Below are 19,902 nucleotides of genomic sequence, written 5' to 3' on the forward strand. Positions count from 1 at the left end.
TTCAGTCGGTTAGAATACCTGCCTGTCACGCAGGGGGTCGCGGGTTCGAGTCCCGTCCGTTCCGCCACTTATTAAGACGTTAAGCCTGCCAGTAATGGCAGGCTTAATGGCAAAAAACTTTAGGGGCGTAGCTCAGTTGGTAGAGCACCGGTCTCCAAAACCGGGTGTCGCGAGTTCGAGTCTCTCCGCCCCTGCCATATAGAATCCTTTGCTTCGGCAAAGGATTTTTTTTGCCTGAAACCCGGTGAAATTTCAGCATTCTTAAATGCAGCCAGCGTCCCTGCTGGCCTCAGCCTCAATCCATTACATTGATTTTTAATAGATCTTTTATTTGCGATTGCTTGTCGCTATTTTGCAACCAAATCGCATACAGCGGCCGCGAAAGGGTAGTGGAATCCACCACGGTATGCAGTCCAGGCTTGGTATCTGCCCAACGGACTGGTAACCAGGTGCAACCCTTCAGCAAGGGGAGTTGCTGACAGGCAATCTCGGCAGAACTGGTTGTTAACTGTGGAACATCATCAGGTGCGATCAATCCCGTCTCATGTTGCTGAAAATCAGGTCCCCACTCCAGCCGCAAATAGGTCAGGTCTGCTTTCATCTTTGAGGGTTCAGAAGCATAAAGAGCCAGACCGAACTGTCCAACAATCTGGCTGCTAAATTCGTCCATCTTGGGGGCTTCTGTAGTTATCAGCAGATCCAACTGACGCTCATGAAGTTGCTTAACCAGCGACTGACGTTGCGCAATTCTGGCTTCAAATTGTAAATGGCCATGGGAGTGATATAGCCGGGTAAGCCACTGACTGAGCATGCATTCCCACAGAGATGCGCTGGCCCCTATCGAGAACTCGTTGTGCCTCGACGTATGCGCAACCTCTTTGCGCGCTGCCTGCCAGGTATTCATCAATGTCTCCGCATACGGAAGCAGTTTTTCACCGGCAGGCGTGAGGCGGATATTGTTGCGATGGCGGGTAAAAAGATTCACACCCAGTTGATTTTCCAGCTGTCGAATACGAAAACTGACTGCTGACTGCGTCAGGTAAAGGGCTTCAGCGGCTCGCCCGAAGTGACGCGTTCTGCTCACTTCAAGGAAAGTTTTTAGCAATTCCGTATCCACATCTTTCTCCGCAAAATAATTTGTCGTTATGATTTAAATGTTTTGTTTTACACTCTGTCAAGCGTAACTAATACTCCGCGCCATAAATAGCTCGGCCAAAGAATTAGGAGCGTGTAGGATGGCGGAAAGCTTTACGACGACTAATCGTTTTTTCGACAATAAACATTATCCGCGCGGGTTCTCTCGTCACGGCGATTTCACCATCAAAGAGGCGCAGCTGCTTGAGCGTCATGGTTATGCCTTTAACGAGCTGGATCTGGGTAAACGTGAGCCTGCAACTGAAGATGAAAAACAGTTTGTCTCAGTGTGCCGTGGTGAGCGTGAGCCGCAGTCTGAAGCAGAACGTGTATGGATCAAGTACATGGCTCGCATTAAGCGTCCAAAACGTTTCCATACGCTGTCTGGCGGTAAACCGCAGATGGAAGGTGCAGAAGACTACACCGAGTCTGACGACTAATAAAAAAAGGGGCTACGGCCCCTTTTTTTATGCCAGTAACTTTTGCAGATGCAAAAGCAAACGATCGATCGCCCGATAGCTCAGCGCTTCCTGCAAGTGTTTCCTCGCAATATCAGTACAGCCCTCCACGTCCGCAATGGTTCTGGCTACTTTTAACAAGCGCTGCCACGCACGTATGGAAAGCCCAAAGCGCGTCAACGTCTCCTCCAGCCAAGCCGCATCTTCAACGTTAAGAGAACAAAACTGTCGGATCCCTGCATTATCCAGTCGTGCATTCAGCCTGTTTTGACGGGCATACTGTCTCGCCTGTGCCGCGATAACCCGCTCGCGAACATGCGCGGAGCTTTCACCCAGTTTATCCCTCTGCCTGAGCAGGCCCGGCGGCGGAAGGGGGATTTCCAGTGATAAATCGAAACGGTCGAGAAACGGGCCAGACAGCTTTCCCAGATAGCGCAGCGTCTGCTCTGGCGTACAGCGGTTATGGTTGCCCTGATAATGCCCCGTCGGACTGGGGTTCATCGCCGCCACGAGCTGAAAACGGGCGGGATAGCTTATTTTGGCTCGCGTGCGTGAAATATGTATCTCACCGGATTCAATGGGCTCCCTCAGCGCATCCAGCACGCGGCGCTCAAACTCAGGCAGCTCATCGAGAAACAGAATGCCATTGTGTGCCAGCGAGATCTCACCCGGCCCCGGAATAGACCCACCGCCGACCATTGCCGTCAGTGACGCGCTATGATGCGGGGAACGAAAGGGACGTCGACGCCACTGTTTGTGCAACGACGTCGAACCGATCAGGCTATAGATGGCGGCGCTTTCCAGCGCTTCATGGTTATTAAGCGGCGGGAGCAACCCGCTTAGCCTGCTCGCCAGCATGGTTTTGCCCGTACCCGGCGGGCCAATCAGCAGGAGATTGTGCCCACCCGCTGCCGTAATCTCCAGCGCCCGTTTCCCTTGCTCCTGTCCCATGATCTCGCTGAGGTCTTCTGGCGCATCCGCCATAGCCTCGTCGCACTCTTCCGGCTCGGACAGTTCATGGCGGCCTTCCAGCCAGGCGCACACTTCCTGAAGATGCCCGGCGATGAGACATCCCTTTTCTGCAATAAGACTCACTTCTGATGCGTTTTCATTGGCCACAACGATTTGCCGCCCTGCACGTATGGCTTCCAGCGCTCCCGATATCGCACCGGGAACGCCTCTCAGTGCGCCTGTGAGCGCGAGTTCACCCACGAACTCATACGAGCCTAGCCTGGTCGTATTAAGCTGCTCAGAAGCCGCGAGAAGCGCAATTGCGATAGGTAAATCGTATCGCCCACCCTCTTTGGGCAGGTCGGCGGGAGCAAGGTTGATGGTGATCTTCTTTGCGGGGAAGGTATAACCGCTGTTTATTATTGCGCTACGAACGCGGTCCCTGGCCTCTTTAACCGTGGTTTCAGGTAACCCGACAAGCGTGAGTCCGGGCAGCCCATTACTCAAATGAACCTCTACGGAAATAAGCGGAGCCTTTACCCCGAGAGCTGCTCGCGTATAAACAACTGACAGTGACATTTGTACTACCTCCTGGTCTGACTATGCCAGTGCCTGTTTTCTCTGTTTAGCGTCTTTTTACGTATTTACGCCGCCTGTTCAGAGATTTTCAGGGAGCATTGAAACCATTGCATCACCGTGGAAGCACACTCGCAAAATGTAAAAAGGCGCGCTTTAACGGTTAGATCTGCAATAAAAAATGAAAAATATTCACTTCCAAATTTCCTTATATAAAACAATGCGTTCATGAAATTTGGTTCGCTTGCTAACCAAATCCTTCATAAATAAATCTTGTGTTTGATTTAAAAACTGTGATAACTCTTTAGGTATTCCTTCGAACAAGATGCAAAAAGAACTGAAAATGACAGCCCTTCTACGAGTGATTAGCCTGGTCGTGATTAGCGTGGTGGTGATTATTATCCCACCGTGCGGGGCTGCACTTGGACGAGGAAAGGCTTAGAAATCAAGCCTTAACGAACTAAGACCCCCGCACCGAAAGGTCCGGGGGTTTTTTTATGACTAAAAAACTTAAATGAGGAGCAGAGAATGACGACTAGCACAAAATTCTGTTTCTCCAGATTTATGACGGGGAACTAACTATGAATGGGGCACAATGGGTAGTACATGCGTTGCGCGCGCAGGGAGTCGAAACCGTATTCGGTTATCCGGGTGGCGCAATTATGCCGATTTACGATGCACTGTATGACGGCGGCGTGGAACACCTCTTGTGCCGGCACGAGCAGGGCGCAGCGATGGCAGCCATTGGTTATGCCCGCGCGACCGGTAAAACCGGTGTGTGCATGGCGACCTCAGGTCCGGGTGCAACGAACCTGATCACCGGCCTGGCTGACGCGCTGCTCGATTCTGTTCCTGTCGTGGCGATTACCGGTCAGGTGGCCTCTCCGTTCATCGGCACCGATGCCTTCCAGGAAGTAGACGTCCTCGGCTTATCGCTGGCCTGCACCAAGCACAGCTTCCTCGTTCAGTCCCTCGAAGAGCTGCCGCGCGTGATGGCCGAAGCGTTCGAGGTTGCCAGTTCTGGCCGTCCTGGCCCGGTTCTGGTGGATATCCCGAAAGATATCCAGGTTGCACCTGGCGATCTGGAGCCGCATTTCTCCACCGTGAAAAGCGACGATGCGTTTCCGCATGCAGAGGTTGAAGAGGCGCGTCAGATGATGGCGGAGGCGAAGCAGCCGATGCTGTACGTCGGCGGCGGGGTAGGTATGGCGCAGGCTGTTCCGGCGCTTCGCGCGTTCCTTGCAACCACGCAAATGCCCGCCACCTGCACCTTGAAAGGTCTGGGTGCGGTAGACGCGGACTACCCGTACTACCTCGGCATGCTGGGAATGCACGGCACTAAAGCGGCAAACCTGGCGGTGCAGGAGTGCGACTTGCTTATCGTCGCAGGCGCCCGTTTTGACGACCGCGTCACCGGCAAGCTGAATACCTTCGCGCCGAATGCCAAAGTGATCCATATGGATATCGACCCGGCGGAGATGAACAAACTGCGTCAGGCGCACGTGGCGTTGCAGGGCGATCTTAACGCGCTGTTACCGGCGCTGGAGCAGCCGCTGGATATCAACGCATGGCGTCAGCACACCGCAGACATGCGCGCTGAGCATGCCTGGCGTTACGATCACCCAGGCGATGCCATCTATGCGCCGCTGCTGTTGAAGCAGTTGTCCGACCGTAAACCCGCCGACAGCGTGGTGACGACCGATGTGGGCCAGCATCAGATGTGGTCAGCCCAGCACATGACCTACACCCGCCCGGAGAACTTCATCACCTCCAGCGGCTTAGGCACGATGGGCTTTGGCCTGCCGGCAGCCGTAGGCGCACAGGTGGCTCGCCCGAACGATACCGTGATCTGTATCTCCGGTGACGGCTCCTTCATGATGAACGTTCAGGAGCTCGGCACCGTGAAGCGCAAGCAGTTACCGCTGAAGATCGTGTTGCTCGATAACCAGCGTTTAGGGATGGTTCGCCAGTGGCAGCAGCTGTTCTTCCAGGAGCGTTACAGCGAAACAACCCTGACCGATAACCCCGATTTCCTCACCCTGGCCAGCGCCTTCGGCATTCCTGGCCAGCACATCACCCGTAAAGACCAGGTTGAAGCGGCACTCGACACCATGCTGTCAAGCGAAGGGCCATACCTGCTTCATGTCTCAATCGACGAGCTTGAGAACGTCTGGCCGTTGGTACCGCCCGGTGCCAGTAACTCACAAATGCTGGAGAAATTATCATGATGCAACATCAGGTCGCCGTGCAGGCTCGCTTCAACCCGGAAACGTTAGAACGTGTTTTGCGTGTGGTCCGCCACCGTGGTTTTCAGATTTGCTCTATGAATATGGAAACGGCCACCGACGCCCAGAACATCAGTATCGAATTAACCGTTGCCAGTCCGCGGCCGGTCGACTTACTGTTTAGTCAGTTATCAAAGCTGGTAGACGTTGCCCATGTTGCCATCTGCCAGAGCACAACCACATCACAACAAATCCGCGCTTGAGCGTGACAGGACGAAAAAATGACGACAACAAAAGCTGATTACATTTGGTTCAATGGTGAGATGGTTCGCTGGGAAGACGCGAAAGTTCACGTGATGTCCCACGCGCTGCACTACGGTACCTCCGTGTTTGAAGGCATCCGTTGCTACGATTCTCACAAAGGGCCAGTGGTGTTCCGCCATCGCGAACACATGCAGCGTCTGCATGACTCAGCCAAAATTTATCGTTTCCCGGTCTCTCAAAGCGTTGATGAGCTGATGGAAGCCTGCCGCGAAGTGATTCGCCAGAACAAACTGACCAGCGCCTATATTCGTCCGCTGGTCTTCGTGGGTGACGTGGGCATGGGCGTGAACCCGCCGGCCGGTTACAACACCGATGTGATCATTGCTGCGTTCCCGTGGGGCGCCTACCTGGGCGCAGAAGCACTGGATCAGGGGATCGACGCAATGGTTTCTTCCTGGAACCGCGTGGCGCCAAACACCATCCCGACTGCCGCAAAAGCGGGCGGTAACTACCTCTCCTCACTGCTGGTCGGCAGCGAAGCGCGCCGCCACGGCTATCAGGAAGGCATCGCCCTCGACGTGAACGGCTACATCTCAGAAGGCGCGGGCGAAAACCTGTTTGAAGTAAAAGACGGCATTCTGTTTACCCCGCCGTTCACCTCTTCCGCGCTGCCGGGCATCACCCGCGACGCGATCATCAAGCTGGCGAAAGATCTGGGTATCGAAGTGCGCGAGCAGGTGCTGTCCCGCGAATCCCTCTACCTGGCAGACGAAGTGTTCATGTCCGGTACCGCGGCTGAAATTACGCCGGTTCGCAGCGTAGACGGTATCCAGGTGGGCGAAGGCCGCTGTGGCCCGGTCACCAAGCGCATTCAGCAAGCGTTCTTTGGCCTCTTCACCGGCGAAACAGAAGATAAATACGGCTGGTTGGATCAGGTTAATCACTAAATATAAATGTGGGACGGCACGCACCGTCCCATTAAATAGTCAGACGGGAGTCAATAAAGCATGCCTAAGTATCGTTCAGCCACCACCACCCACGGCCGTAACATGGCGGGTGCCCGCGCATTGTGGCGCGCCACCGGAATGACCGACGCCGATTTCGGCAAGCCAATTATCGCCGTGGTGAACTCTTTCACCCAGTTTGTACCGGGCCACGTGCATCTGCGCGATCTCGGTAAGCTGGTTGCCGAGCAAATCGAAGCCTCCGGCGGCGTGGCGAAAGAGTTCAACACCATTGCGGTGGATGATGGTATCGCAATGGGCCACGGGGGAATGCTCTATTCACTGCCGTCGCGCGAGCTGATCGCCGACTCGGTGGAGTATATGGTCAACGCCCACTGCGCCGATGCGATGGTCTGTATCTCCAACTGCGACAAAATCACCCCGGGGATGCTGATGGCCTCCCTGCGCCTGAACATTCCGGTGATCTTCGTCTCCGGCGGTCCGATGGAGGCGGGTAAAACCAAGCTCTCCGACAAAATCATCAAGCTCGACCTGGTCGATGCGATGATCCAGGGCGCAGACCCGAAAGTCTCTGACGAACAGAGCGATCAGGTGGAACGCTCCGCGTGCCCGACCTGCGGCTCCTGTTCCGGCATGTTCACGGCCAACTCCATGAACTGCCTGACCGAAGCGCTGGGCCTTTCCCAGCCGGGCAACGGCTCGCTGCTGGCGACCCACGCCGACCGTAAGCAGCTGTTCCTCAACGCCGGTAAACGTATCGTTGAGCTGACCAAACGCTACTACGAGCAGGACGATGCCAGCGCGCTGCCGCGCAATATCGCCAGTAAAGCGGCGTTCGAAAACGCCATGACGCTGGATATCGCTATGGGCGGCTCCACCAACACCGTTCTGCACCTGCTGGCCGCCGCGCAGGAAGCCGAAATCGACTTCACCATGAGCGACATCGACAAACTCTCCCGCAAAGTTCCGCAGCTGTGTAAAGTCGCGCCGAGTACCCAGAAGTACCACATGGAAGACGTGCACCGTGCGGGTGGCGTCATCGGTATCCTGGGCGAGCTGGATCGCGCCGGGCTGCTGAACCGCGACGTCAAAAACGTCCTCGGCCTGACGCTGCCGGAATCGCTGGAACAGTACGACGTGATGCTGACCAAAGACGACGCGGTGAAAAAGATGTTCCGCGCCGGCCCTGCAGGTATTCGCACCACCCAGGCGTTCTCGCAGGATTGCCGCTGGGACACGCTGGATGACGACCGTGCTGAAGGCTGCATCCGCTCGCTGGAGCACGCCTACAGCAAAGACGGCGGTCTGGCGGTGCTGTACGGTAACTTTGCAGAAAACGGCTGCATCGTGAAAACCGCAGGCGTGGACGACAGTATCCTGAAATTCACCGGTCCGGCGAAAGTGTACGAAAGCCAGGACGAGGCGGTAGATGCCATCCTCGGCGGCAAAGTGGTGGAAGGCGACGTGGTTGTCATTCGCTACGAAGGGCCGAAAGGCGGCCCGGGCATGCAGGAGATGCTCTACCCGACCACCTTCCTGAAATCGATGGGCCTCGGTAAAGCCTGTGCGCTGATCACCGACGGTCGTTTCTCCGGCGGCACGTCTGGTCTCTCCATCGGCCACGTCTCCCCGGAAGCGGCAAGCGGCGGCAACATCGCGATCATCGAAGATGGCGATCTGATTGAAATCGACATTCCGAATCGCGGCATTCAGCTCAAGCTGAGCGACCAGGAGATTGCGGCCCGTCGTGAAGCGCAGGAAGCCCGCGGTGACAAAGCCTGGACGCCGAAAGATCGCCAGCGCGAAGTCTCCTTCGCCCTGCGCGCCTATGCGAGCCTTGCAACCAGTGCAGATAAAGGCGCGGTGCGCGATAAATCTAAACTTGGGGGCTAATGATGGCCGAGTCACAACCCTTATCCGCCGCCCCTGAGGGGGCGGAATACCTGAGAGCGGTGCTACGCGCGCCGGTCTATGAAGCTGTGCAGGTCACGCCCCTGCAAAAAATGGAAAAACTCTCCTCGCGCCTCGACAACGTCATTCTGGTGAAGCGCGAAGACCGCCAGCCGGTGCACAGCTTTAAGCTGCGCGGTGCCTACGCGATGATGGCGGGGCTGACGGATGAGCAGAAAGCGCGCGGCGTCATTACCGCGTCGGCGGGCAACCACGCCCAGGGCGTTGCCTTCTCCTCGGCCCGTCTGGGGCTGAAGGCGCTGATCGTGATGCCGGTCGCTACCGCAGACATTAAAGTCGACGCGGTGCGCGGTTTTGGCGGAGAAGTGCTGCTCCACGGCGCGAACTTTGACGAAGCCAAAGCCAAAGCGATTGAGCTGGCGCAGCAGCAGGGCTTCACCTGGGTGCCGCCGTTCGACCACCCGATGGTGATTGCCGGGCAGGGTACGCTGGCGCTGGAACTGTTGCAGCAGGATGCCCATCTCGACCGCGTCTTCGTCCCGGTGGGCGGCGGCGGGCTGGCCGCAGGCGTGGCGGTGCTGATTAAACAGCTGATGCCGCAGATCAAAGTCATCGCCGTTGAGGCGGAAGACTCTGCATGCCTGAAGGCGGCGCTGGACGCCGGTCATCCGGTAGACCTGCCGCGTGTCGGGCTGTTTGCCGAGGGCGTGGCGGTGAAGCGCATTGGCGATGAAACGTTCCGTCTGTGCCAGGAGTATCTGGACGATATCGTCACCGTCGACAGCGACGCCATCTGCGCGGCAATGAAAGATCTGTTCGAAGATGTGCGTGCGGTAGCGGAACCCTCCGGCGCGCTGGCGCTGGCGGGGATGAAAAAATACATCGCCCAGCACAACATTCGCGGCGAACGTCTGGCGCACGTGCTCTCTGGTGCGAACGTGAACTTCCACGGCCTGCGCTACGTTTCCGAGCGCTGTGAGCTGGGTGAGCAGCGTGAAGCGCTGCTGGCGGTGACCATCCCGGAAGAGAAGGGCAGCTTTCTCAAGTTCTGCCAGCTGCTGGGCGGTCGTTCGGTAACGGAGTTCAACTACCGCTTTGCCGATGCGAAAGATGCCTGCATTTTTGTCGGCGTACGTCTGAGCCGGGGCGTGGAGGAACGTAAAGAGATCCTCAGCCTGCTGCACGATGGCGGCTACAGCGTGGTCGATCTGTCCGACGATGAAATGGCGAAGCTGCACGTGCGTTATATGGTTGGCGGTCGTCCCTCAAAGCCGCTCCAGGAACGCCTGTTCAGCTTCGAGTTTCCGGAATCACCGGGCGCGTTGCTCAAGTTCCTGCACACGCTGGGCACGCACTGGAACATCTCTCTGTTCCACTACCGTAGCCACGGCACCGACTACGGCCGCGTGCTGGCGGCGTTCGAGCTGGGCGAGCACGAGCCGGATTTCGAAACGCGCCTGAACGAACTGGGCTATGAATGTCATGACGAAACCCATAACCCGGCGTTCAGGTTCTTTCTGGCTGGCTAGTGGTTCGGCAATATCGTCCAGAACGCATCAATAAGCGGCTCATGCAGCCGCTTTTTTTGTGCGCACACGCCTAGCTCAAACGGCGTCTTCTCGTCGCTGCGCTCCAGAATCATCACGCGATTGCGCACCGGTTCCGGGCTGTTTTCCAGCACCACTTCCGGCAGCAGCGCCACGCCGCAGCCAAGCGCCACCATCGACACCATCGCCTCATGACCGCTAACGGTGGCGTAAATCGAAGGATTGCTGATTTTCTGACGGCGGAACCACAGCTCGATGCGGCGGCGCACCGGCCCCTGATCGGCCATGATAAACGGCACCGTCGACCAGTCCGGTTTTTCTACCGATACCTGATTACGCACCGGGCAGGGCAGCGCCGGGGCAATCAGCACCACCGCCAGATTCTCCAGCATCGAGAACGCCACCGCGCCCGGCAGGGTTTCGGGTTTTCCGGCAATGGCCAGATCCGCTTCGCCGGTCACCACTTTTTCCATTGCGTCGGCGGCGTCGCCGGTGGTGAGCTTAATTTCAACCGACGGATGCGCCGCGCGGAAGCGGTCAAGGATGGGGGGCAGATGGCTGTAGGCGGCGGTCACGGAGCAAAAAATATGCAGCTCACCGGAGAGTGATGGCCCCTGCTGATCAATAGAGTGCCGCAGCTGCTGGTACTGTAACAGCGTCTGCTGGGCAAAAATGCGCAACTCTTCGCCCGCTTCCGTGAGGGTAACGGTACGGTTATCGCGCACGAAAAGCGGCTGGCCGAGGTCTTCCTCAAGGCGCTGGATCTGGCGCGAAAGCGTGGACGGGCTGACGTGCATCGCCCGGGCGCTGCGGCCAAAGTGACGGCTTTCCGCCAGGTGCAGGAACATTTTTAGATCGCGTAAATCCACCGATTCCACTCCCTCTTTTTACATTGCAAAAATTGCAATGTGACGTTGTGAATATATCAATTTCCGCAATAAATTTCCTGTTGTAATGTGGGTACATTCTCGCTGAAACGCGAACCGAACAATAAGACACACAACATCACGAGGTATCACCCATGGCTAACTACTTTAATACACTGAACTTGCGCCAGCAGCTGGCGCAGCTGGGCAAATGCCGCTTCATGGCGCGCGATGAATTTGCCGATGGCGCAAGCTACCTTCAGGGTAAAAAAGTGGTCATCGTCGGCTGTGGCGCACAGGGCCTGAACCAGGGCCTGAACATGCGTGACTCCGGTCTGGATATCTCTTACGCCCTGCGTAAAGAAGCGATTGCCGAAAAGCGCGCTTCATGGCGTAAAGCGACTGAAAACGGCTTCAAAGTGGGTACCTATGAAGAGCTGATCCCGCAGGCGGACCTGGTCGTTAACCTGACGCCAGACAAGCAGCACTCTGACGTGGTGCGTTCCGTACAGCCGCTGATGAAAGACGGCGCCGCGCTGGGTTACTCCCACGGCTTCAACATCGTTGAAGTGGGCGAGCAGATCCGTAAAGACATCACCGTAGTGATGGTGGCGCCGAAGTGCCCGGGTACGGAAGTGCGTGAAGAGTACAAGCGTGGCTTCGGCGTGCCGACGCTTATCGCAGTTCACCCGGAAAACGATCCGAAAGGCGAAGGCATGGCGATTGCCAAAGCCTGGGCTGCTGCGACCGGCGGTCACCGCGCTGGCGTGCTGGAATCTTCCTTCGTTGCGGAAGTGAAATCTGACCTGATGGGCGAGCAGACCATTCTGTGCGGCATGCTGCAGGCGGGTTCTCTGCTTTGCTTCGACAAGCTGGTGGAAGAAGGTACCGACCCGGCATACGCAGAAAAACTGATTCAGTTCGGCTGGGAAACCATCACCGAAGCGCTGAAGCAGGGCGGCATTACGCTGATGATGGACCGCCTGTCCAACCCGGCAAAACTGCGTGCTTACGCGTTGTCTGAACAGCTGAAAACCATTATGGCGCCGCTGTTCCAGAAACATATGGACGACATCATCTCCGGCGAATTCTCTTCCGGCATGATGGCGGACTGGGCCAACGACGACAAGAAACTGCTGACCTGGCGCGAAGAGACCGGTAAAACCGCGTTCGAAACCGCGCCGCAGTATGAAGGTAAAATCGGCGAGCAGGAGTACTTCGATAAAGGCGTACTGATGATTGCGATGGTGAAAGCAGGCGTTGAGCTGGCGTTCGAAACCATGGTGGATTCCGGCATCATCGAAGAGTCGGCGTACTACGAATCTCTGCACGAGCTGCCGCTGATCGCGAACACCATCGCCCGTAAGCGTCTGTACGAAATGAACGTGGTTATCTCTGATACCGCAGAATACGGTAACTATCTGTTCTCTTACGCCTGCGTACCGCTGCTGAAAGAGTTCATGACCACGCTGCAGACGGGCGATCTGGGCAAAGCGATTGCGGAAGGTGCGGTAGACAACGCGCAGCTGCGCGACGTAAACGAAGCGATTCGCAGCCACCAGATCGAGAAAGTGGGCCACAAACTGCGCGGCTACATGACTGATATGAAACGTATTGCTGTAGCAGGTTAACAACCTTGTCGGGTAGCGCTTCGCTTACCCGACCTACAAAAACGTAAGATGTAGGCCGGGTAAGGTGCAGCCGCCACCCGGCTTTTTTATTTGCGATACAGCACTTTAATAATGTGATAACCGAACTGAGTATGCAGCGGACCGGTTGGCTCCAGCACCGGGCAGGAGAAGACCACTTTATCGAACGCCGGAACCATCTGGCCCTGACGGAATTCGCCTAAATCGCCGCCACGCTTGCCTGACGGGCAAATAGAGTGCTTCTTCGCCAGCTTGCCGAAGTCGGCGCCGTTTTTGATCTGCTCCAGAAGATCCAGAGCCAGTTTCTCTTCTTTAACAAGAATATGCAGTGCTGCTGCTGTTTTTGCCATGATCGTGCCTTGAGTGGTATGGATTAGGCTCGCTATACTACCACGCTGTTATTCTCCCCTCCTGACTTTCATTGAGCGATCATTTATGCGTCTAAATCCCGGACAACAACAAGCCGTCGAATTTGTAACCGGACCGTGTCTGGTGCTGGCGGGCGCAGGATCCGGTAAAACGCGCGTCATCACCAATAAGATTGCGCACCTGATCCGCGGCTGCGGCTATCAGGCCCGCCACATTGCGGCGGTTACCTTTACCAACAAAGCGGCGCGCGAGATGAAAGAGCGTGTTGGCCAGACGCTGGGGCGCAAAGAGGCGCGCGGGCTGATGATCTCTACCTTCCACACGCTGGGGCTGGATATCATTAAACGTGAATACGCCGCGCTGGGGATGAAATCCAACTTTTCGCTGTTCGATGACACCGACCAGGTGGCGTTGCTCAAAGAGCTCACCGAGGGGCTGATCGAGGATGATAAGGTGCTGTTGCAGCAGCTGATCTCAACGATCTCGAACTGGAAAAACGATCTGATGACCCCAGCTCAGGCTGCGGCGATCGCCAAAGGCGAACGGGATCGGATCTTTGCCCACTGCTATGGTCTGTACGACGCGCACATGAAAGCGTGCAACGTGCTGGACTTCGACGATCTGATCCTCCTACCGACGCTGCTTTTACAGCGAAATGAAGAGGTGCGCGAGCGCTGGCAGAATAAAATCCGCTACCTGCTGGTGGATGAATATCAGGACACCAACACCAGCCAGTACGAGCTGGTGAAGCTGCTGGTGGGGCAGCGCGCGCGCTTCACCGTGGTTGGCGATGATGACCAGTCAATTTACTCCTGGCGAGGCGCACGCCCGCAAAACCTGGTGCTTCTGAGCAAAGATTTCCCCGCGCTGCAGGTGATTAAGCTGGAGCAGAACTACCGTTCCTCCGGGCGCATCCTGAAGGCGGCAAACATCCTGATTGCCAATAACCCGCACGTTTTTGAAAAGCGTCTCTTCTCCGAACTTGGCTACGGTACGGAGCTGAAGGTGCTCAGCGCCAATAATGAAGAGCATGAGGCGGAGCGCGTGACGGGCGAACTGATCGCCCACCACTTCGTCAATAAAACCGAATACAAGGATTACGCGATCCTCTATCGCGGCAATCACCAGTCGCGCGTCTTTGAAAAGATGCTGATGCAGAACCGCATTCCGTACAAAATTTCCGGCGGCACTTCGTTCTTCTCGCGGCCAGAAATTAAAGATCTGCTGGCCTATCTGCGCGTGCTCACGAACCCGGATGACGACAGCGCGTTTCTGCGCATCGTGAATACACCAAAGCGCGAGATTGGTCCGGCGACGCTGCAAAAGCTGGGCGAATGGGCGATGACCCGCAATAAGAGCCTGTTTACCGCCAGCTTTGATATGGGGCTGAGCCAGACGCTGACGGGGCGCGGGTATGATAATTTAACCCGCTTCACCCACTGGCTGGGTGAAGTGCAGCGCCTGGCTGAGCGCGAGCCCGTGGCGGCGGTACGCGATCTGATCCACGGCATTGACTACGAATCCTGGCTGTACGAAACCTCTGCCAGCCCGAAAGCGGCAGAAATGCGTATGAAAAACGTTAACCAGCTTTTTAGCTGGATGACCGAAATGCTGGAAGGCTCTGAGATAGATGAGCCGATGACGTTAACGCAGGTGGTCACCCGCTTTACCCTGCGCGACATGATGGAGCGCGGCGAGAGCGAAGAAGAGGCCGACCAGGTTCAACTGATGACGCTGCATGCGTCAAAAGGGCTGGAGTTCCCGTATGTGTATCTGGTCGGTATGGAAGAAGGTTTATTGCCGCACCAGAGCAGCATTGATGAAGATAATGTCGACGAGGAACGCCGTCTGGCCTACGTGGGGATCACCCGCGCGCAAAAGGAGCTGACGTTCACGCTCTGTAAAGAGCGCCGTCAGTACGGTGAACTCGTGCGCCCGGAACCCAGCCGTTTCCTGCTGGAACTGCCGCAGGACGATCTGATCTGGGAACAGGAGCGCAAAGTGATTACCGCGGAAGAGCGGATGCATAAAGGGCAGGCTAACGTGGCGAACATTCGCGCCATGCTGGCAAAAGCCAAAGAGAAGGGATAATGATGAGTAGGCCGGGTAAGGCGAAGCCGCCACCCGGCAGTGTTCAGCGTATTACTTCACCTCAAGCACCCAGTGCACATAGCTCTGCCACTGGCACTCCTGATCGATCATCTCTGCCCCAAGCGGGTGATTCTCAATCCAGTTTTCCGGCAGCGTCAGCGTCAGCTTCTCATCATCGGCTAGCAGATTAATGGCGGGTAACAAATCATCGCGGCGGCGGCTGGCAAACAGAATTGCCAGACGCAGCAGGCGACACATATGCTCGGCCACGCGCGGCGGTACGGCATTTTGCTGATGCAAAGAGGAGAGATCGACGGCGTTGGTCTGGTTCAGCAGTAGCGTTGCCAGCAGCTTTTTCTGTGCGGGCGTGTAGCCCGGCAAATCCAGGTTGCGCACCAGATACGCTGCGTGAGCAGGTGCCTGCTTAAAATCTATGCTGAGCCCCACCTCGTGCAGCGCACAGGCGCTCAGCAATAAATCGCGGCTCAGATGATCAAGATCCCAGGTGTTAGCGACCTGGTCGGCAAAGCGTGATGCCAGCTGTGATACGCGACCAGCCTGATCGATATCAACCAGAAAACGACGCTGGACGTTGCGCAGCGTACGGTTGCGGATGTCCTGATCCACCGACAGATGCAGCATTCCATAGACCAGACCTTCGCGCAGCGCGCCGCCGGCCAGGGTCATACACTGGATATTTAGTTCGGTGAATATGGCGATTAGAATGGCCAGCCCGCTTGGGAAAACCAGGGCACGTTCCAGCGTCAGGCCTTCAATTTCCAGCTCTTCCAGACGTCCGCACTGAATGGCACGCTGTTTAAGCTGCTGAAGTTTGGCAAGCGTGATCCGCTCGTCCATGCCCTGCGCCATCATGATTTCCTGCAGGGCCTGCACGGTACCCGAAGCCCCGACGCAGACTTTCCAGCCGTGATAGCGCAGTTCGTCCATTACCGGGCGTAGCACTGCGCGCGCGGCGTTTTCCGCCTCGTCGAAGTTCTCTTTACCCAGATTCCGGTCAGTAAAGTAACGTTCAAGCCAGGTTACGCAGCCCATCGACAGGCTGAACAGCGACGTCGCCTGCGCGCCGGTGCCAGTTACCAGTTCGGTACTGGCACCGCCGATATCCACCACCAGACGGCGATCGTCACCCCCGGTGGTGTGGGCAACGCCCTGGTAGATCAGGCGTGCTTCTTCTTCACCGCTGATAACCTGAACCGGACACCCCAGAATTTCCTGCGCTTTGGCAATAAAATCTACGGCGTTAACCGCCAGTCTGAGCGTCGCTGTGGCGACAACGGTGATTTGAGCATGCGGGATATCCTGCAGACGCTCAGCAAAGAGCCGCAGGCACTGCCAGCCACGTTCCATGGCTTCAGGCGAGAGGTAATTATCACTGCTCAGACCCGCCGCGAGGCGGACCTTGCGCTTAATGCGCGTCAGCGTTTGTATGCTTCCCGCCACCTCACGCACAACCAGCATATGAAAACTATTCGAACCGAGATCAATTGCCGCATAGAGCGAGGTGGAGCTGAGCATAATGTATTAACCTGAACGACGACGATTACGCGGTGCGCCGCCTGAACGACGCGGACCATTGCCGGAGCGCGGGCGGGAAAGACGCTTAGGCGGCGGCAGTTCGCTTAACAGCGCTTCCGGATTGTATTTACTCTGCGGAATAGAGTGACCGATGTAGGTCTCAATGGCTGGAAGATTCAGCGCATACTCTTCACACGCAAGGCTAATCGAGTGACCGCTTGCGCCCGCACGACCAGTACGACCGATACGGTGTACGTAGTCTTCGCAGTCGTCTGGCAGATCGTAGTTAAAGACGTGCGTCACGGCTGGAATGTGTAAACCACGTGCCGCCACATCGGTTGCGACCAGAATATCAAGATCGCCACGGGTGAACTCGTCGAGGATACGAAGGCGTTTTTTCTGCGCCACGTCGCCGGTCAACAGGCCAACACGGTGACCGTCGGCAGCCAGATGGCCCCAGATGTCTTCACAGCGGTGTTTAGTGTTCGCGAAGATAATGGCGCGATCGGGCCACTCTTCTTCGATCAACGTTTGCAGCAGACGCATTTTCTCTTCATTGGAAGGATAGAAGAGCTCTTCTTTAATGCGGTGGCCCGTTTTCTGCTCCGGCTCCACTTCCACATACTCGGCGTTGTTCATCTGCTCGAACGCCAGTTCGCGTACGCGATAAGAAAGGGTGGCAGAGAACAGCATGTTCAGGCGCTGATTTGCCGGCGGCATGCGGCGGAACAGCCAGCGGATATCTTTAATGAAGCCCAGATCGTACATGCGGTCAGCTTCATCAAGCACCACAACCTGGATGGCACCGAGGTTGATATGGTTCTGTTTGGCGTAGTCGATAAGACGGCCGGTGGTCCCAATCAGGATATCCACGCCGCTTTCCAGCACTTTCAGCTGCTTATCGTAGCCGTCGCCGCCATAGGCCAGGCCAAGCTTCAGGCCAGTAGCCTGTGCCAGGGGTTCAGCGTCTGCATGGATCTGTACCGCCAGTTCTCGCGTCGGGGCCATAATTAGCGCGCGCGGCTGGTTAACTTTGCGGTCTGCAATCGCTGGGTGAGAAAGTAAATAATGGAACGTTGACGTTAAAAACGCCATCGTTTTGCCGGTACCGGTTTGCGCCTGCCCTGCAACATCGCGACCGGCCAGCGTCAGCGGCAGGGCGAGAGCCTGAATGGGCGTGCAGTTATGAAACCCTTTTGTTTCAAGGGCTTCGATCACTTTTGGGTGCAGGGCGAAGTCGGAAAACTTCTGTTCTGTTAAATGTGTTTTGCTCATAGTGTGGTAGAATATCAGCTTACTATTGCTTTACGAAAGCGTATCCGGTGAAATAAAGTCAACCTTTAGTTGGTTAATGCGACATCAACACGTCGTTGGTGGAGACAAAACCAACGTACCAGGCTTATTCCTGTGGAGTTATATATGAGCGATAAAATTATTCACCTGACTGACGACAGTTTTGACACGGACGTACTTAAGGCTGACGGGCTGATCCTCGTCGATTTCTGGGCTGAATGGTGTGGTCCTTGCAAAATGATCGCCCCGATTCTGGATGAGATCGCTGACGAATATCAGGGCAAACTGACGGTTGCCAAGCTGAACATCGACCAGAACCCGGGCACCGCACCGAAATACGGTATCCGTGGCATCCCGACCCTTCTGCTGTTCAAAAACGGCGAAGTGGCGGCGACCAAAGTGGGCGCGCTGTCCAAAGGTCAGTTGAAAGAGTTCCTGGACGCTAACCTGGCGTAAGGTTTCTCCGCTGTGCGTCCAGAGCCCACGGCTAAATGATGTGGAACTCTGGACGCCCGGCTGAAGTCGTGCTAAGTTAGCTATGACTTCGTTTTAAACATATCTATTGTTTGAATCTTGTTTTACCCGATACTTCCCTTTGTTGACATGAACAATGCGTGAAGTGGCTAAATTCCGGGCTTGTCACTCAATCCGTCTTGTCGTTTCAGTTCTGCGTTCTTTCCCTGTGACCAGACAGCGAACAGACATGAGGTGATGGCCGCTAAACAGGCATGGATGACCCTGCCATACCATTCACAACATTAAGTTCGAGAATCACTCCGAGTTTAAGAACCCACACCATTATGAATCTTACCGAATTAAAGAATACGCCGGTTTCTGAGCTGATCACTCTCGGCGAAAATATGGGACTGGAAAACCAGGCTCGTATGCGCAAGCAGGACATCATTTTCGCCATCCTGAAGCAGCACGCTAAGAGTGGCGAAGATATCTTTGGCGACGGTGTGCTGGAGATATTGCAAGACGGATTTGGTTTCCTCCGCTCTGCAGACAGCTCCTACCTCGCCGGCCCTGACGACATCTACGTATCCCCCAGCCAAATCCGCCGTTTCAACCTCCGCACTGGTGACACCATTTCAGGTAAGATTCGTCCTCCTAAAGAGGGTGAACGCTACTTTGCGCTGTTGAAAGTCAATGAAGTTAACTTCGATAAACCAGAAAACTCGCGTAACAAGATCCTCTTTGAGAACTTAACGCCTCTGCACGCGAACTCTCGCCTGCGCATGGAGCGTGGTAACGGTTCTACCGAAGACTTAACCGCGCGCGTCCTGGATCTGGCATCGCCAATCGGTCGCGGCCAGCGTGGTCTGATTGTGGCCCCGCCAAAAGCGGGTAAAACCATGCTGCTGCAGAACATCGCGCAGAGCATTGCCTACAACCACCCAGACTGCGTGCTGATGGTGCTGCTGATTGACGAACGTCCGGAAGAAGTGACCGAGATGCAGCGTCTGGTTAAAGGTGAAGTGGTTGCTTCTACCTTCGACGAGCCAGCATCTCGCCACGTTCAGGTTGCGGAAATGGTTATCGAGAAGGCGAAACGCCTGGTTGAGCACAAGAAAGATGTGATCATCCTGCTTGACTCCATCACCCGTCTGGCGCGTGCCTACAACACCGTGGTGCCAGCTTCCGGTAAAGTGTTGACCGGTGGTGTGGACGCTAACGCCCTGCACCGTCCAAAACGCTTCTTCGGTGCGGCACGTAACGTGGAAGAGGGCGGTAGCCTGACCATCATCGCAACGGCGCTGATCGATACCGGCTCCAAAATGGACGAGGTTATCTACGAAGAGTTTAAAGGTACAGGTAACATGGAGCTGCACCTCTCTCGTAAAATCGCAGAAAAACGCGTCTTCCCGGCTATCGACTACAACCGTTCCGGTACCCGTAAAGAAGAGCTGCTCACCACCCAGGAAGAGCTGCAGAAAATGTGGATCCTGCGCAAAATCATCCATCCAATGGGTGAAATTGACGCGATGGAGTTCCTCATTAACAAACTGGCGATGACCAAAACCAACGACGATTTCTTCGACATGATGAAGCGCTCGTAACGTAAAT

Annotated in this window: 18 protein-coding genes and 1 tRNA gene; 13 read left to right on the forward strand and 6 right to left on the reverse strand. The window is 55.9% G+C overall.

The window, feature by feature from the left end; translation table 11 throughout:
* The first annotated feature begins 121 nt into the window (after positions 1 to 121).
* Positions 122 to 197: transfer RNA gene (locus IM271_RS17575), tRNA-Trp, on the forward strand.
* Between the two features lie 98 nt (positions 198 to 295).
* On the opposite strand, the gene hdfR is transcribed toward IM271_RS17575, so the two are convergent.
* Positions 296 to 1,117: an HTH-type transcriptional regulator HdfR gene (gene hdfR / locus IM271_RS17580; RefSeq protein ID WP_028014823.1), complete on the reverse strand. Its 822-nt coding sequence runs from the start codon at positions 1,115 to 1,117 to the stop codon at positions 296 to 298.
* A gap of 118 nt (positions 1,118 to 1,235) precedes the next feature.
* Here hdfR and IM271_RS17585 point away from each other — a divergent pair, with 118 nt between their 5' ends.
* Positions 1,236 to 1,574: a DUF413 domain-containing protein gene (locus IM271_RS17585; protein ID WP_008501577.1), complete on the forward strand. Its 339-nt coding sequence runs from the start codon at positions 1,236 to 1,238 to the stop codon at positions 1,572 to 1,574.
* A gap of 27 nt (positions 1,575 to 1,601) precedes the next feature.
* Here the strand turns inward: IM271_RS17585 and IM271_RS17590 are convergent, their stop codons facing one another.
* Complete coding sequence (locus IM271_RS17590; protein WP_193052949.1) at positions 1,602 to 3,122, reverse strand: YifB family Mg chelatase-like AAA ATPase; 1,521 nt, start codon at positions 3,120 to 3,122, stop codon at positions 1,602 to 1,604.
* A 340-nt stretch (positions 3,123 to 3,462) separates the two neighbouring features.
* Between IM271_RS17590 and ilvL the strand changes: the two genes are divergently transcribed.
* The 7 genes from ilvL to ilvA all read left to right on the forward strand — a co-directional run bounded on the left by ilvL (position 3,463) and on the right by ilvA (position 10,013).
* Positions 3,463 to 3,561: an ilv operon leader peptide gene (ilvL, locus tag IM271_RS17595; RefSeq protein ID WP_001311244.1), complete on the forward strand. Its 99-nt coding sequence runs from the start codon at positions 3,463 to 3,465 to the stop codon at positions 3,559 to 3,561.
* Positions 3,562 to 3,647: 86 nt separating this feature from the next.
* Positions 3,648 to 3,698: a peptide IlvX gene (gene ilvX / locus IM271_RS17600; RefSeq protein WP_166792073.1), complete on the forward strand. Its 51-nt coding sequence runs from the start codon at positions 3,648 to 3,650 to the stop codon at positions 3,696 to 3,698.
* Positions 3,699 to 3,700: 2 nt separating this feature from the next.
* Positions 3,701 to 5,347, forward strand: coding sequence for an acetolactate synthase 2 catalytic subunit (gene ilvG / locus IM271_RS17605; protein ID WP_193052950.1), 1,647 nt, complete (start codon positions 3,701 to 3,703; stop codon positions 5,345 to 5,347).
* Positions 5,344 to 5,607, forward strand: a complete 264-nt coding sequence (gene ilvM / locus IM271_RS17610; protein WP_003860184.1) for an acetolactate synthase 2 small subunit — start codon at positions 5,344 to 5,346, stop codon at positions 5,605 to 5,607. Before ilvG ends, ilvM begins: the two co-directional genes overlap by 4 nt.
* Before the next feature lie 18 nt (positions 5,608 to 5,625).
* Complete coding sequence (gene ilvE / locus IM271_RS17615; RefSeq protein ID WP_193052951.1) at positions 5,626 to 6,555, forward strand: branched-chain-amino-acid transaminase; 930 nt, start codon at positions 5,626 to 5,628, stop codon at positions 6,553 to 6,555.
* A 60-nt stretch (positions 6,556 to 6,615) separates the two neighbouring features.
* Positions 6,616 to 8,466, forward strand: a complete 1,851-nt coding sequence (gene ilvD / locus IM271_RS17620; protein ID WP_047362662.1) for a dihydroxy-acid dehydratase — start codon at positions 6,616 to 6,618, stop codon at positions 8,464 to 8,466.
* Between the two features lie 2 nt (positions 8,467 to 8,468).
* A complete protein-coding gene (ilvA, locus tag IM271_RS17625) occupies positions 8,469 to 10,013 on the forward strand; it encodes a threonine ammonia-lyase, biosynthetic (RefSeq protein ID WP_032660750.1) in 1,545 nt (514 codons plus the stop codon).
* Here ilvA and ilvY read toward each other — a convergent pair.
* Positions 10,010 to 10,900: an HTH-type transcriptional activator IlvY gene (gene ilvY, locus IM271_RS17630; protein ID WP_008501572.1), complete on the reverse strand. Its 891-nt coding sequence runs from the start codon at positions 10,898 to 10,900 to the stop codon at positions 10,010 to 10,012. The genes ilvA and ilvY overlap by 4 nt on opposite strands.
* A 152-nt stretch (positions 10,901 to 11,052) precedes the next feature.
* Between ilvY and ilvC the strand changes: the two genes are divergently transcribed.
* Positions 11,053 to 12,528 (forward strand): ketol-acid reductoisomerase, encoded by a 1,476-nt coding sequence (gene ilvC, locus IM271_RS17635; protein WP_021242831.1) that lies wholly within the window; start codon positions 11,053 to 11,055, stop codon positions 12,526 to 12,528.
* Positions 12,529 to 12,614: 86 nt separating this feature from the next.
* Here the strand turns inward: ilvC and ppiC are convergent, their stop codons facing one another.
* Complete coding sequence (ppiC, locus tag IM271_RS17640) at positions 12,615 to 12,896, reverse strand: peptidylprolyl isomerase PpiC (RefSeq protein ID WP_004886861.1); 282 nt, start codon at positions 12,894 to 12,896, stop codon at positions 12,615 to 12,617.
* Between the two features lie 85 nt (positions 12,897 to 12,981).
* Here ppiC and rep point away from each other — a divergent pair, with 85 nt between their 5' ends.
* On the forward strand, positions 12,982 to 15,006 hold the full coding sequence (gene rep, locus IM271_RS17645) for a DNA helicase Rep (protein WP_028014817.1): 2,025 nt from the start codon (positions 12,982 to 12,984) through the stop codon (positions 15,004 to 15,006).
* 51 nt (positions 15,007 to 15,057) lie between these two features.
* On the opposite strand, the gene gppA is transcribed toward rep, so the two are convergent.
* Both gppA and rhlB read right to left on the reverse strand, forming a co-directional pair.
* Positions 15,058 to 16,542, reverse strand: a complete 1,485-nt coding sequence (gene gppA, locus IM271_RS17650; RefSeq protein ID WP_048957430.1) for a guanosine-5'-triphosphate,3'-diphosphate diphosphatase — start codon at positions 16,540 to 16,542, stop codon at positions 15,058 to 15,060.
* Between the two features lie 6 nt (positions 16,543 to 16,548).
* Positions 16,549 to 17,817 carry an ATP-dependent RNA helicase RhlB gene (gene rhlB, locus IM271_RS17655; protein ID WP_028014815.1) on the reverse strand — a complete coding sequence of 423 codons (1,269 nt, stop codon included), beginning with the start codon at positions 17,815 to 17,817 and terminating at the stop codon, positions 16,549 to 16,551.
* A gap of 144 nt (positions 17,818 to 17,961) precedes the next feature.
* Here rhlB and trxA point away from each other — a divergent pair, with 144 nt between their 5' ends.
* Complete coding sequence (gene trxA, locus IM271_RS17660; protein WP_006179218.1) at positions 17,962 to 18,291, forward strand: thioredoxin TrxA; 330 nt, start codon at positions 17,962 to 17,964, stop codon at positions 18,289 to 18,291.
* 344 nt (positions 18,292 to 18,635) lie between these two features.
* Positions 18,636 to 19,895, forward strand: coding sequence for a transcription termination factor Rho (rho, locus tag IM271_RS17665; protein ID WP_008501566.1), 1,260 nt, complete (start codon positions 18,636 to 18,638; stop codon positions 19,893 to 19,895).
* Positions 19,896 to 19,902 lie beyond the last annotated feature (7 nt).

Origin of the sequence: Enterobacter cloacae complex sp. I3 (assembly GCF_014896175.1) — a bacterium.
Lineage (GTDB): Bacteria > Pseudomonadota > Gammaproteobacteria > Enterobacterales > Enterobacteriaceae > Enterobacter > Enterobacter bugandensis.